Here is a 13,407-nt window from a genome sequence, read left to right on the forward strand (position 1 = left end):
CTGAAAGTTATGAGCTTGGCGAAGTGTCATGCCGAAACTCCCGGGGTCTGTGCCAGCAGGTCAAGATTTGGCCCACTGCACGCTAAGTTTTTGAGTGCGGATACACGTGAGCGACTTATCAAGACCGTGAGTATGACGCTCGAGCAATCCCCCAGCCTTTGATCGATCTTCAGAAGCGAAATGGACGTTGCTGTCCTACGCCCAAGATTCTTGCCTCACATCACCCAGGATTGGACCGCTGCCATTGCATCGGTGACAACACGGTAACGTTAGCGATCTGCTGAGCCTGGATCCGATAGGTTCTAGACGAGGCAGAATTGTCATCTGTTCGATTCACCTACTACCAATCCCCTGAGTGGAGTTCGAAGAAATATGAAGTCAATACCAACGAAGCTAGTGGTCCTTGGGGCCGCAGCGACGCTGGCACTATCCGCATGCTCGAGTGATTCCGACTCGAGTGATTCCGACTCGAGCGCTAGCGGCAGTGGTGCCGTCACCGCCGAGAACAGTCTGAGCGGCATCCCCGTAACCGTGGGATCCAAGGACTTCGACGAGCAGTTGCTGCTTGGCGAGATCCTGGTGCAAGCATTTGAGGCCGCAGGTGCTGAGGTCACCAACAAGGTGAACCTTGGTGGAACCAGTGTCGCCCGCAAGGCGCTTACCTCTGGAGAGATTGATGTTTATCCGGAATACAACGGAACTGGCTGGGCCGTACATCTAGAACAAGAGGATCCCAGCTTCGAGGCTGAGGAACTCACCAACAATGTGAAGGAACTCGATTTCGAAAAGAACAACATTGTTTGGATCGGTCGTTCCCCGTTCAACAATACCTACGGTTTCGTTTCCAGCCCAGAGGCTACTGAGGCTAATGGTGGCGCGTTTACGACGCAGTCCTTCATGGAGTACGTCCGGGATAACCCAGACGCGACAGTTTGCATGGAGAGCGAGTACCCGGACCGTCCCGACGGGCTAGTCCTGACCGAAGAGGCAACGGGAATCGAACTCCCGGACAACCAGGCCAAGATCCTGGACACGGGAGTCATTTACACCGAGACGGCCGACAACAAGTGCACCTTCGGTGAGGTCTACACCACTGACGGTCGTATCCCGGCGCTCAACCTGACGTTGGTGGACGATCCAGGCATCAACATTCTCTATAACGTTTCTGCGTCGATGCGTTCGGAAACCTACGACAAGGCACCGGATCAGTTTGAGGCCATCGTGGCAGCACTTCTGCAGCCGCTGGACGATAAGAAAATGGCTGAACTCAATAAGCAGGTCTCAGCAGATGGAGAAGAGCCGTCAGCTGTTGCCAAGGAGTATTTGGTTTCTGAAGGAATCATTGCTGGCTAGTTGAGCGAAGGGCGTGGAGGCCGAGGGTCTCCACGCCCTTCTTCGTTTTCCCACCGTCTCCAAACTAAGGGCCAGGTATGGATGGCATCCGCAGTTGGTTTGACTATCTGTCGTCACGTACAGATCTCGTAGTTGAAACTCTCTTACAAACCTTGACGTATGTCGTTTCCGTGACGGTTGCGGCGAGTATCGTCTCGATCAGCGTTGGTGTCCTGACCCGGCACAATCCTTTCGCCAAGGAACTATCGCTGTCGATTGCCAGCGTCTTTTTGACTATCCCCAGCCTTGCGCTGTTCACGATCTTTATCCCCATCGTGGGTCTGGGATTCACGCCCAGTTTCATCGCGATGTTTCTCTATGCGCTACTGCCGATCCTGCGCAATACCGTTGCGGGGCTCGACTCCGTTGATTCCAGTGTGATGGAGTCTGCGAAAGGTATGGGCCTGACTCCGCGTCAGGTACTCTTCAGAGTCCAGTTACCCTTGGCTTGGCCGATCATCTTGGCTGGTATTCGCGTGAGTGCCCTACTCACGGTTGGTATCTCCGCTATTGCGACCTTAGTTGCTGGCGGTGGCCTCGGTGACTTCATCAAAAGTGGGCTGGCTCGCTTGCCACTGCCGAACTCTCTGGAAGCGATTTGGACCGGAGTAATCCTTTCGCTAGCTCTCGCCCTTGCGGTCGACTTGGTGCTAAGGACTATTGGCCGCTTCAGCAATCCCAGTGGAGTTCGCTCATGAACCTCAACCCACAAGATCCCCCTCAAGAGGAGAAGAGTGTGACCACTCCAAAAATTTCCTTGCGTGATGTTACGAAGACCTACTCCGGGGTAGACACTCCCGCCGTAAAGGACCTGAACTTGGATATCGCCAGCGGGGAAATCCTCGTACTGGTGGGCCCCTCGGGCTGCGGCAAAAGCACGACATTGCGCCTCATCAATCGCATGATCGAACCGAGCGCCGGTGAGATCATCTTTGATGGCGAAGACGTCACAAATAGTGACCCCAACGAGCTGCGGCGTCGAATGGGATACGTCATCCAGCAAGTCGGTCTCTTCCCCCATCGCACTATCGCCGAAAACATCGCGATCGTCCCCAAATCATTGAAGTGGCCGAAAGACAAGATCCGAGCGCGTGTTGATGAGCTTCTCGAGTTGACCGGTATGGATCCAAACGTCTACCGGGACCGTTACCCCAAAGAACTGTCTGGTGGGCAGGCTCAACGGGTTGGCGTCGCCCGAGCCCTGGGAGCCGAACCGGACGTTTTGTTGATGGACGAGCCGTTTGGTGCGATTGATCCGATAACCCGCTTCAACCTACAAAACGAGTTCTTGCGGCTGCAGTCTGAGTTGAAAAAGACGATTGTTTTCGTGACCCATGACATCGACGAGGCAGTCAAGATGGGCGATCGGATAGCGATCTTGCGGGATCAATCAGAAATCGCTCAATTGGACACCCCAGAGGCGATTCTGACCAATCCAGCAGACATCTTTGTCGAGGATTTCTTGGGCGCGGGTGCCGTCTTGAAGACTTTGACGCTGAGGCGTCTCAACGACATTCAACTAGTTCATGCGCCCACGATCACGGAACGGACGAATCGCTCCGAGGCGGCTGCACAACTTCGACAGTCTGACTTCCCTTTTGCGGTACTGCTAGATGATTCGCGACGACCAATCGCTTGGGTCAACCAGGCGGACCTCGACAGTTCCGATCCACTGGCATCCAACTCACGACGAATCCCGGTGAAACTCGAACCCGAAGACACACTCCAAGAGGCGCTGAGTGTCATGCTGCAAACATCCGCAGGCATGTCCGCGGTCGTGGATAGCACCGGGCAGTATCTGGGGACATGCACAATCCAGTCTCTGGCCGAGTTGCTTACGGAACCACCCGTTGATGGAGACTCGTTGTGAGTACCCCTCTCGTCGTCGACAACCCGGAAACCCTTCCAGCACGCCGAAACCAGTCGATAAGCCAACTGGATCTCATCGTTATCCCAGTGTTTTTCGTCCTGCTGGCTGTCCTGCTTTCGGTGGTTTGGATCTACTCGGATTTTGACGGAACCACCACCAGCATCTTAGAACCAGAGCGACTTTGGACTCAGGCGCAGGAACAAATCACCGTTGCGTTGCTGTCAACCGTGCTGGTGATCATCCTGGCAATCCCACTGGGCATCCTGGTCACTCGCGAGGGTGCACCTAGACTCAAAAATAACCTAGTTACCGTCCTTGGTTTGGGTCAGGCTTTGCCCGCGTACGGGCTCCTCGTCTTGTTCTTTGTGGCCTTTGGCCAAGGAACTCTCACCGTTGTCCTCGCCCTGGCAGCGTTCGCACTCTTGCCGGTGTTGCGCAACACCATCGTTGGGCTAGAGCAAGTCGACAAGTCGGTCATCGAGGCTGGCAAAGGTATGGGACTCACCGGATTCCAACGCCTGCGCAAGATTGAACTTCCACTCGCCGTGCCAGTGATCATGGGTGGGATTAGAACCGCCACCATCATCAACGTCGGTATGGCTACGCTTGCTTACCTCATCGGGGGTGGCGGGCTTGGGATCACTATTGCGGCTGGACTGAAAATCAACCGACCAGTATCCATTTTCGTGGGCGCCGTGTTGGTGGCCCTGATCGCTCTTGCCTTCGACTTCATCGGCGGACTCGCACAGCGATATCTACGCCCCAAAGGACTGTGACGAGTAGCCCACAAAGTGAGGCGAGGCAGAGCGCTTAGTGATCACTTCTTCGGCGACCCGAATGTTGCCTAGATGGCAAAGAGCTAGTCCATTGCTTGGGGCAAGGCACTAGGCGAATGTCCGGCCGTAGCAATGTAGAAAAACTTAGCTGGCAGTGCACCTGGAAGGTGAAGCGGATGCCCAAGGTCGCTTGCCGGCGAAGAGCCAAGAGACCCTGCCGATCCAGCCACATTGATCAGCTCGCCCCAATATGAAGCCGGATCGACTGGCGTGTCTGCCTGTCGGCGCAGATAGTGCTGGGCCTTGTGAAAGATTGCCCTATGGTCGTTCGGATGAAGCTCACGGCATTGATCGTGGGTCTGCTCATGATCCCAGCCTTAGCGGCCCCCAGCGAAGCTAGGTCGCCTCATGCTGCAACTGCCGGGATGGTGGCTGTGCCAGCATGTCCCGACTTGCCCTTTTGCACGCCAAGTTTCTGGGCTTGGGAGTTAGCATTAGCGACTTATCAAGGCCGTGAGGATGATGCCCGAGCAATCGCCCAGCACTTGATCGATCTGCAGAAGAGAAATGGACGATGGAGTATCGGTAGCCCTTGGATCAAGGCAAAGGTGGATTTCAAGAAGCGGACCCGCCACGATGCCGAGAGCTGGGAAGTCGCCGAGGTCAGCATGATGCTGCTGCGGCATCATGCGCATTTTGGTGACCCGGCGGCACGGGCCGCAGCGCGGCGTGGCGCCGACTACCTAAGAGAACGAGTCGTTCGAGTCGGTCGAGGTCGGTACCTGCCACACATGCCCGAGTGCAACAACTTGTTGCAGCCACACAGCACCTTCGCGGCCGCTGCGCTTCTGCATCAGTTCACTAGATATCGCGAACTAGCCGGTCACCTTCGCCGCAGTGCCAAGAAGATGGAATGGCGCCGGATCATGCCCAAGCCAGGGCGAACCGATTTACGCAGATGGCAATGGGGGCCGCGCATCAATGACTACGAGAGGATTCAGTCCGGTTGGTATCTGTACCAACTAGAAGATCCCATAGGACGGCGGATCCTGAATCGCTACACACCCCAGCGGAAGGTGGACCATCGATTGGCCCAGTCGTACGCGGTGATGATTGATCTCATGCGGGGGAAACTGCCGCGAGCCCGTATCCGAGCGGACGGGATCAACTTGCTTCCGCAGAAAGGCTATGACGCGGCGATGAGGTCGTGGTTAGTAGCAACATCGCCCTAGAATGTGGCCAGAGTGGCGGTAACTTCTTCTAGTGCAGCCCGAGCGTTGTGTGCGATCGTTTGGAGGGGCTATGACCACAACTGCTTCCTCTAGCGGAACGCAGTTCACCCGAGGACTAGGTGTTCATTACACCGATGTCCTGATCGTCGGTGCGGGGCTGTCCGGGATCGGAATGGCCGCTCATCTACAGGACGCATGCCGGGGCGCGCGCTTCATCATTCTTGAGTCCCGGGAGGCTACCGGCGGGACCTGGGACTTGTTCCGGTATCCCGGTATTCGCTCCGACTCCGACATGTACACGATGGGCTATCGATTCAACCCGTGGAATCGATCAGAAACCGTCGCCTCTGGACCGTTGGTCTTGGATTACCTGCGCGAAACTGCAGCCGAACGCGGCATTGACCAACACATCCGGCTTGGCCATCAGGTCACCCGATGCGAGTGGGACTCCACGTCCGCACGGTGGACGGTAACCGCGGTTACTGACGATGGCGAGCAGGTTTTCGTCGCCCCCTACCTGGTCACAGCCACTGGTTATTACGACTACGACCACGGCTACACACCAGACTTCCCCGGTATGGCCGATTTCGATGGGCCGGTCATTCACCCGCAGCATTGGCCACAGGATTTCGATTACGCCGGTAAGCGCTTGATTGTGGTGGGTTCGGGGGCCACGGCGGTGACCCTGCTGCCCAACCTGGCACGACAAGCAGAGCACGTCACGATGCTGCAGCGCTCCCCCACCTATATGTTCACCGCACCCGCGAAAGATCCGATCTCGCTGGCGTTGCGGGGTCGAGTGCCCGACAAGTGGATCTATAACCTCGGCCGAATCCGCAATATCGGCTGGCAGATGCTCAGCTACCAAATGTCACGCCATCGTCCAACGAAGGCCAGCGACTACTTGTTGGGATTGGTTGCTGAGCAACTTCCGGACCACGCTGATATCGCTGACTTCACGCCTCATTACCGGCCGTGGGATCAGCGGCTGTGTCTGGTGCCTGATGGTGATCTGTTCGCTGCAATTCGATCGGGCAAGGCGGAGGTGGTCACCGGGGAGATTGAGCGGTTCACCAACCACAGCATCGAGTTGACCGATGGGCGATCCTTGGCTGCCGATGCCGTCGTCACCGCCACCGGGTTCGACCTCTTGGTGCTGGGCGGCATCCAACTAGTGGTTGATGGTCAAGACATCGATATCAGTCAGACCAAGGTCTATAAGGGCATGATGTTTTCTGGTGTGCCCAATCTGGCTTTCCTGGTCGGCTACACAAACGCATCCTGGACTCTCAAAGTGGATTTGGTTGCCAGCCACTTTTGCCGATTACTGCAACATATGCGACGGCGCGGGTACGACTATTGTGTTCCCCGGGCTGATGACCCCACCCTGCGCTCAGAGCCGATGATGCCACTGAGTAGTGGTTATATTCAGCGATCCAAGTCGGCGTTGCCTGATGAAGGGCATCGCAGCCCCTGGCGACTGCGGCAGAATTATTTGCTGGACTTACTTAACCTTAGGTTCGGTCGAATCCGCGACCCAGAACTGGAACTTGGTCGCTGCCCTGCTTCTCGCAGCAACGCTGCGAAAGCAGCTGGCTGATCGCGCTATTTTCACACCTTCGCCGGATGCGCCCGTCTGGGAGATTTAGGTAGGTTGGCGACGCGGCGCCCAAGGAGGCTGCCGTGATCGACGCCGTTGAGCCCATAGATAGTGACACTGAGCCGGGGTCCGGTGCTCAGATAGTCCCCACTCAATCGCTGCAATCAGCAGATGACACCGCAGGCCAAGACGCAACACCGGACGACTCTCCGCGAGTGGACACAGATTCAGACAGTACCGTTCCCGCCGATGACGACCGGCCGAAGATGAGTGAGCGGCTGGCAGCCGCAGCCGCCGGTCTGCAAGATGGGGCGCAAAAAGCATCAGCTGTCACAAAGACTGCGGTAGCGGCGGGAACCTTGGCGGCCACTGTTGCTGGTGGCGCGGGCGTGGCGGCTGCCACGCCCGCGGCAGCTGCCGGAGCCCCCGCTACCCTCACGCAATCCGCCGCAAAGGCTCGCAATGCCCCAGGAGCGGCAAAGTTGGACAAGATGTGTCGTGGCAGCGATTCCGGCATCTGTGAACGACCGAAATGGTCGGAGATGAACCTGTCTTTCGACGCCGTGGTGATCGGCCGCTACGTCAATGTTGCCTGGCCGGAGATCAAGACGGTCGGCGGCTGGCGACCATCCGACCCCTACCCTGACCATCCCAGCGGTCGCGCGGTCGACATCATGATGCCCAACGGTGGACCTGGGAAGGACAAGAAACTCGGTGACGCGATCGTCAAAGAGTTCCAGCGCAACGCTGACGATTTCGGCATCGAATACATCCTGTGGCACCAACGGAGTTGGCAGGCAGGTGAGGGCATCAACAAGTGGAGCAGGATGGCGGACCGGGGATCAGCCAGCGCCAACCATATCGACCACATCCACATCACCGTGAAGGGTGACAAGTCGACGCTGGCGAAACAGATGATCGAGTTGGGTGTGACAGCGGCGCTGGGCAGAGGAGCGAGTGAATCAGCTGGCACTAAGGGGGATGGTGACGTGCTCAATGAAGCGGAGGTCACCCGAACGATCGTGGCGACCATGTTCAGCGAACCGACCAGTAACTAGCGGCTTCCTCGGCGGGTTGTGGCCGGTGATTGCCCCGCGAAATGCGAGAATCCGGGCATGACGGACTTCGATCAGATGCTGGAAGCGCACGTCGCCTTTGAGCTGGAATGTTGGGGGCCGGAGCGTGCGGAACAATCCGCCGCGACGGAAATTCGCGCGTTTTGGGCATGGCTGGAGCAAGTGCCGGTCGGTGATATTGCTGATGCCGACACCATCGCGGGGTGGATCGATGAGCTAGTACTGACCCGTTCGGTGGGCCCGCAGCTGGCCGAGCAGATCAATGAAGCTGTGATCAGCGTCCACCGTGCTGCTGCCGATGACGGCACCAGCGTGGCGGATTTGCTGCCCGAGGCAGAGTTTGACCAGGTGGCGCGAGCGGCCGCGAGTATGGACGATATCCAGCGGGCGATCATCACCCAAGTCACTAGCAGCGAGGTGTACGCGAAACTCATCTCGCATGTGCTGTACGAGGGGCTCAAGGGCTACCTCACTGAGGAAAACCCGGTATCTAAGCGGGTGCCGGGTGCCGCATCCATGCTGAAGTTGGGCCAAAGCGCGATCGGCACAGCCGCACCGGGGCTGAGCCAGGGAATCGACCGCCAATTGACCGCTTTCGTCAATTCCAACATTTCCGATGCCATGCGTGACAGTCGTGAGTATCTGGTCGAGGCACTGTCGGAAGAGCGGCTGTTGGAGACCGCCAATGAGGTCTATCGGGAGGCTGCCGACACTACCGTGGCTGAAGTCGCCGCTGAACTCAGTGAAGAATCCATGTCGACTATGGTCACTGCAGGCCTCGCGGTTTGGGAGCACCTACGCACTACTGGGACGGTCTACGAGATGGTGCGTGCGCCGATTGCGGCGTTCTTGGACAGTTGGGGCGATCAACCCATTGGCAAACTGCTCGTTGCCGCCGGCATCAGCAGTGAAGACATCGTGGTGACCTTCTCCCCCACCGCCGCAGAATGGATCGAACGGGCCTACACCGACGGTTACCTCGAAGACCGCATCCGGGCTCGCTTGACGCCGTTCTACCAGCATATGTCGGCGCAGCAGTAGCGTTACGAACTGGGCAGGACTGCGTCCGGACGCTCGGTCGTCCGGGCCGGAAGACCGGGGTCTGCTGGTATTTCAGCCCCAGTTTCTGCTGACCTGCGACTCGCCCTAGTGGCTGTAGGTGCAGACCAGCTCGGCTCGGGCCAAGGTATGCGCGGTGATGTTGAATGAGGCCATGGCCGGGGAGATATCCGAGCTGATTCCCAGCGATGTCACATCGAGGGCATGAACCACGAAGAAGTACCGGTGATCCGGGTCTCCCTGCGGCGGTGCGGCACCGCCGAAACCCAGGGAGCCATAGTCATTGCGCAACTGAATAGCGCTGTTGGGTAGCCCGGAACCCTCAGCCGTGCCAGCACCGCGAGGTAACTCGGTAGTCTCCACCGCAATATCCACGAGCTGCCAATGCCACCAACCGCTCACAGTGGGAGCGTCCGGATCGAAACAAGTCACCGCGAACGACTGGGTTTCCGGTGGAAACCCATGCCATGACAGCTGCGGCGACGTGTCCTCGCCACCGGCACTGCCGTGCACATGCAGCAGATCCAGTTTGCTGCCGTGACTGATGTCGCTGCTGGTGACCGTAAACGAGCCCCGTGGCGGCAGGAATTGGTAGGGATCGGGCGGCAAGGTGCGCTCCAGACTCATGATTCTCCTTAATCAGATCTGTCCCGATCCTAGGACGGGTTGCTCAGGCTCGGTACCTTTAGAGGCGTGTCGGAATCATTCAGCCAGCCACAACCGCTCACATCAGGTCGCACAGACCATGGCGATGCGCTGGCGCAGCGATTGCAACCGCTAATTTTGTCGGCCCCCTTTGGCAACTACCTGCAGCCTGTGGGGACCACGCCTACCCTCGGCACGTACACCGCAGCTCGTCGGGGTGGGCGACCCGCCGCCTTCGGGCGAGCACTGTTGACAGTGCGCTACTACCGTCGCCTCGGGGCTTGGGTTAATCGCATCGGTTTGCGCAACCCTGGTATCGAATCGCTATCACCCCAGCCCAAACACGGTCGTGTGGTGTCGGATTGTCTGTTGTCGATCCACGGATTCACGGCCAACGACTGGTACACGCTGCTACAACGGGTCGAGCAGTTGCAGCCGATGGCGGTGGAGTTGAACATCTCTTGCCCCAACGTAGGCGAGATCAGTTGGCCTGACGATCTGTTCCAGCGGGCCGTGGCTACGGGCGTTCCGGTGATCGTGAAAATCCCGCCGGTGCGATACCAGGAACTGGTTGCGGCCGCAGCTGCTGCGGAAGTTCCCTGGCTGCACGCTACAAACACCCTGCCAGTTGCCAAGGGCGGCATGAGTGGGGCTCCCTTGCAGCCGATTGCACTGAATGTAGTGCGGTGGCTGCGAATCGAATACGGTTCGACGTTTCGCATCATCGGTGGAGGTGGGATTCGAAGTCCACAAGATGTTGCCGCTTTCGCTGAAGCAGGAGCGGACCGATTTGCAGTGGGCTCGTTTGCCATGCGACCAGCCGCGCTTCGCGCTGACAAATGGGTGGCCCCCATGCGTGCAGCGGCCACAAGGTGGGTGGCAGAAGGATCTCAGCCGTGATGTGGCGGCCGCTCGGATTGGTACCAGTCATCGGTGTGGGTATCGACCAGGTCTTCCTCATCCGAGGTCTGGTCCGGCAGCAGCGGATCGTCGGGTCGTTGCGAGTCCACTCCTCGACTGTGTCACACCCGCTCGGCGCTAGCAGTATGGGACCGCGATGAAGTTCCCCGCACTTGCCTCCGCGCTGCCGTTGGCCATCGCCCACCGTGGCGGTGCCTGGGAGGGTCCGGAGAACAGCGAATTAGCGTTCCAGCACGCCGTTGATCTGGGGTTCACCTACATCGAGACTGATATCCGAGCTACCGCCGACGGAATCGCGGTGGTCTTTCACGACGCGAGCCTAGACGGCGCCACCACCGGAACTGGTCGCGTGCGCGATCTGCCGCATACGGTGGTCGCTGAAGCGCGCATTCATGGCCGCTCCGAAATCATGACGCTGGAACAGATGCTGGAAACGTTTCCCGGCATCAGGTTCAACATTGATGTCAAAGAACCGAATGCGATCCTGCCGTTTATCGACGTCATGCGTCGCACTAAGGCCTGGGACCGGGTGGTGGTCGCCTCATTCGGTCACGATCGAATCCGTCGGGTTCGTCGACTGGCCGGACCGAGGTTGGCGACGTCCATGTCACCGCGAGAGATTCTGGGGCTGTGGCGCAATCGCAACGACCCCGGGAAGTGGCGCAGCCCGATGGCGGCCTGCGTGCAAGTGCCAGTCCGGCTGGGTAACCAGACGCTGGTAGATCCAATATTTGTCCGAGCTGTGCACACGTTGGGGCTGCAAGTTCACATTTGGACTGTCGACGACGCCGAGGAGATGCATGACTTGCTGGACCTTGGGGTGGACGGGATCATGACAGACCGGCCCACCGTACTGCGCGACGTGTTGCAGTCGCGCGGCCAGTGGGCCGGTCCGAAGTAGTTATGTGAGGGGGTGTGCGCCCCAGTTATTGGTTACTTGTCGCCATGGAAGTCATCGACGCCAGAACGCAGTTTGTCCAACGACTCTTCCAGCAACTCTTCAAGTTCCGGGATGGAACGCCGTTCCAACAGCATATCCCAGTGAGTCCGCTGTGGCTTCTGCGGCTTTTTCTCCGGCCAGTCCGCGCCGCGCAGCAAGGCTTCCGCGCCGCACCGGCATTCCCACACTGCGGGCATTTCGGCTTCCATGCTGAATGGAAGTTCGATAGTGGTGCCGCAACTGCAGTCGTAGAAGACCGCCTGCCGCTCGGCGAATCGCACGCCCTCGTCCGTTTCGTAACTTAATGTGCCCAAACGTGTGCCCCGCAAGGCTCCGTCAGCCATGTCTGCCCCTTCCTTGGTCCCGCCAGGTGTTCTGATTGGGATAACGACTGTGACGCCATTGTTGTTCCCGCGGTTCCCCCTCGTGAAACCCGAAATAGTAACTTTTTCGGATCCTTTCGGAGTCCTAGTCAGACAGGTTTGCGCCTGTTCGTCAACTTGATCTTCCCCCAATCAGGTGCAGCTACCGCTGCTGATCATCAGGGGGCGGCAGAATCTCCCCAGCGATGATGGTGGGTCCGCCACTTTCGGGCGGTGACTGTGGCTCACGTTGACTTGGACCCGACTCCGCCACCGTTTCACCCCGAATAACGGTTACATTGCTAGTGGCCCGCGCCGCACCCCGTTTTGCGAGCGCTCGACGTACCGGTGGGATGACCAGTACTAGGCCGACTGCATCCGAGATCAACCCTGGCAGGGCCAACAAAGCCGCTGCTGTTACCAGCAGTCCTGATTCACGCACTTTCAGTTCGTCTGCTTGCCGTTGTTCGTCGCTGCCGGTGGCGGCTCCCGGCTGGTAGATCGTGGTTGCTTCTCCAGTGCTGGGGTCCACGGTGGTGAAACTTTGGCCACCGCGGCGTGGATCCGAGAGCACTTGCCAAACGTTTCTCCCCGCCGCCCGCAGCAGCGCGAAGCCCGCCACCACGCCGCCGATCAGGATCAGCAACATCCAGCCCCAGCCGATGATGCTGGCCACGTACCAGATCAGGAAGAGTTCGAAGAACGGCAGAATCAGGAAAACAAGACGACCTGGTGTCATGGTCACCAGCCTCCGGTGTGGTGTTTACGTCGGCGCTCTCGCCAGGCCCGGTACTTCTCCGCCCGGTGGTCAAGTCCCCAGACAGTCACCCGCCACAGTGCTTCGCGCACGATGGAGTTGTCCATTTTGCTGTTGCCATACTCTCGTTCTTCAAACGTGATGGGTACCTCGGCAACAGTCAACCCTGCCGCATGCGTGCGGTATGCCAAGTCCACCTGGAAGATGTAGCCCGCGCTACCGACCGAATGCAGGTCGATCTTTCGCAGCGTGCTGGCCCGAAACGCCCGGTAGCCGCCGGTGATGTCACGGATCGGCACCTTGAGCGCCCACCGTGAATAGGCGTTGCCGCCCCGCGACAGGTACTCACGACTCTTCGGCCAGTTGATGACCTCGCCCTCGGGGACCCAGCGGGAGCCTAGTACCAAGTCCGCAGTCCGCAGCCGGTCGAGCAGCAGATGTAGTTCTTCCGGTTTATGTGAGCCGTCGGCATCCATTTCGACCAGTACGTCGTAGCCGTGCTCCAGCCCCCATTGGAAGCCTGCCAGGTAGGCGGCACCCAATCCCTCTTTGCCGAGCCGATGCATGACATAAATATGATCGTCAGCGGCCGAGAGTCGGTCAGCGATGGCGCCAGTGCCATCGGGTGAGTTGTCGTCGGCGATGAGAATGTCCGCCTCCGGCACGGCCGTCCTGATCCGTGCGGTGATGCGTTCCACGTTCTCCCGCTCGTTGTAGGTTGGAACGATCACAAGTATTCGTCCAAGATCTGCAAACTGCGCGGCATCGTCAGCCATG

14 protein-coding genes are annotated in these 13,407 nt (G+C 58.7%); 10 read left to right on the plus strand and 4 right to left on the minus strand.

The window, feature by feature from the left end:
* The first annotated feature begins 372 nt into the window (after positions 1–372).
* The 8 genes from K0U62_02455 to K0U62_02490 all read left to right on the plus strand — a co-directional run bounded on the left by K0U62_02455 (position 373) and on the right by K0U62_02490 (position 8,987).
* Positions 373–1,353 (plus strand): hypothetical protein, encoded by a 981-nt coding sequence (locus K0U62_02455; protein MCH9800379.1) that lies wholly within the window; start codon positions 373–375, stop codon positions 1,351–1,353.
* Between the two features lie 77 nt (positions 1,354–1,430).
* The gene (locus K0U62_02460; protein ID MCH9800380.1) at positions 1,431–2,090 is read left to right on the plus strand and encodes an ABC transporter permease; all 660 of its coding nucleotides are present in this window, start codon (positions 1,431–1,433) and stop codon (positions 2,088–2,090) included.
* Positions 2,087–3,262, plus strand: a complete 1,176-nt coding sequence (locus K0U62_02465) for a betaine/proline/choline family ABC transporter ATP-binding protein (protein MCH9800381.1) — start codon at positions 2,087–2,089, stop codon at positions 3,260–3,262. Before K0U62_02460 ends, K0U62_02465 begins: the two co-directional genes overlap by 4 nt.
* 161 nt (positions 3,263–3,423) lie before the next feature.
* The gene (locus K0U62_02470) at positions 3,424–4,038 is read left to right on the plus strand and encodes an ABC transporter permease (protein MCH9800382.1); all 615 of its coding nucleotides are present in this window, start codon (positions 3,424–3,426) and stop codon (positions 4,036–4,038) included.
* Between the two features lie 320 nt (positions 4,039–4,358).
* Complete coding sequence (locus K0U62_02475) at positions 4,359–5,270, plus strand: hypothetical protein (GenBank protein ID MCH9800383.1); 912 nt, start codon at positions 4,359–4,361, stop codon at positions 5,268–5,270.
* Positions 5,271–5,340: 70 nt separating this feature from the next.
* Positions 5,341–6,870 carry an NAD(P)/FAD-dependent oxidoreductase gene (locus K0U62_02480; protein ID MCH9800384.1) on the plus strand — a complete coding sequence of 510 codons (1,530 nt, stop codon included), beginning with the start codon at positions 5,341–5,343 and terminating at the stop codon, positions 6,868–6,870.
* Positions 6,871–6,953: 83 nt separating this feature from the next.
* The gene (locus K0U62_02485; GenBank protein MCH9800385.1) at positions 6,954–7,928 is read left to right on the plus strand and encodes a hypothetical protein; all 975 of its coding nucleotides are present in this window, start codon (positions 6,954–6,956) and stop codon (positions 7,926–7,928) included.
* Between the two features lie 57 nt (positions 7,929–7,985).
* Positions 7,986–8,987, plus strand: a complete 1,002-nt coding sequence (locus K0U62_02490) for a hypothetical protein (GenBank protein ID MCH9800386.1) — start codon at positions 7,986–7,988, stop codon at positions 8,985–8,987.
* Between the two features lie 105 nt (positions 8,988–9,092).
* Here the strand turns inward: K0U62_02490 and K0U62_02495 are convergent, their stop codons facing one another.
* Positions 9,093–9,632 carry a YbhB/YbcL family Raf kinase inhibitor-like protein gene (locus K0U62_02495; protein MCH9800387.1) on the minus strand — a complete coding sequence of 180 codons (540 nt, stop codon included), beginning with the start codon at positions 9,630–9,632 and terminating at the stop codon, positions 9,093–9,095.
* A gap of 66 nt (positions 9,633–9,698) precedes the next feature.
* Here K0U62_02495 and K0U62_02500 point away from each other — a divergent pair, with 66 nt between their 5' ends.
* Both K0U62_02500 and K0U62_02505 read left to right on the plus strand, forming a co-directional pair.
* Complete coding sequence (locus K0U62_02500; protein ID MCH9800388.1) at positions 9,699–10,550, plus strand: hypothetical protein; 852 nt, start codon at positions 9,699–9,701, stop codon at positions 10,548–10,550.
* Between the two features lie 157 nt (positions 10,551–10,707).
* Positions 10,708–11,472 carry a glycerophosphodiester phosphodiesterase gene (locus K0U62_02505; GenBank protein ID MCH9800389.1) on the plus strand — a complete coding sequence of 255 codons (765 nt, stop codon included), beginning with the start codon at positions 10,708–10,710 and terminating at the stop codon, positions 11,470–11,472.
* 32 nt (positions 11,473–11,504) lie between these two features.
* Here the strand turns inward: K0U62_02505 and K0U62_02510 are convergent, their stop codons facing one another.
* The 3 genes from K0U62_02510 to K0U62_02520 all read right to left on the minus strand — a co-directional run bounded on the left by K0U62_02510 (position 11,505) and on the right by K0U62_02520 (position 13,406).
* Entirely contained in the window at positions 11,505–11,855 is a 351-nt protein-coding gene (locus tag K0U62_02510; protein MCH9800390.1) for an RNA polymerase-binding protein RbpA, read from the minus strand.
* A gap of 181 nt (positions 11,856–12,036) precedes the next feature.
* The gene (locus tag K0U62_02515) at positions 12,037–12,612 is read right to left on the minus strand and encodes an FxsA family protein (GenBank protein ID MCH9800391.1); all 576 of its coding nucleotides are present in this window, start codon (positions 12,610–12,612) and stop codon (positions 12,037–12,039) included.
* A 2-nt stretch (positions 12,613–12,614) separates the two neighbouring features.
* Positions 12,615–13,406, minus strand: coding sequence for a polyprenol monophosphomannose synthase (locus K0U62_02520; GenBank protein MCH9800392.1), 792 nt, complete (start codon positions 13,404–13,406; stop codon positions 12,615–12,617).
* Position 13,407: the final 1 nt, after the last annotated feature.

The organism is Actinomycetes bacterium (genome assembly GCA_022599915.1).
Taxonomy (GTDB): Bacteria; Actinomycetota; Actinomycetes; order S36-B12.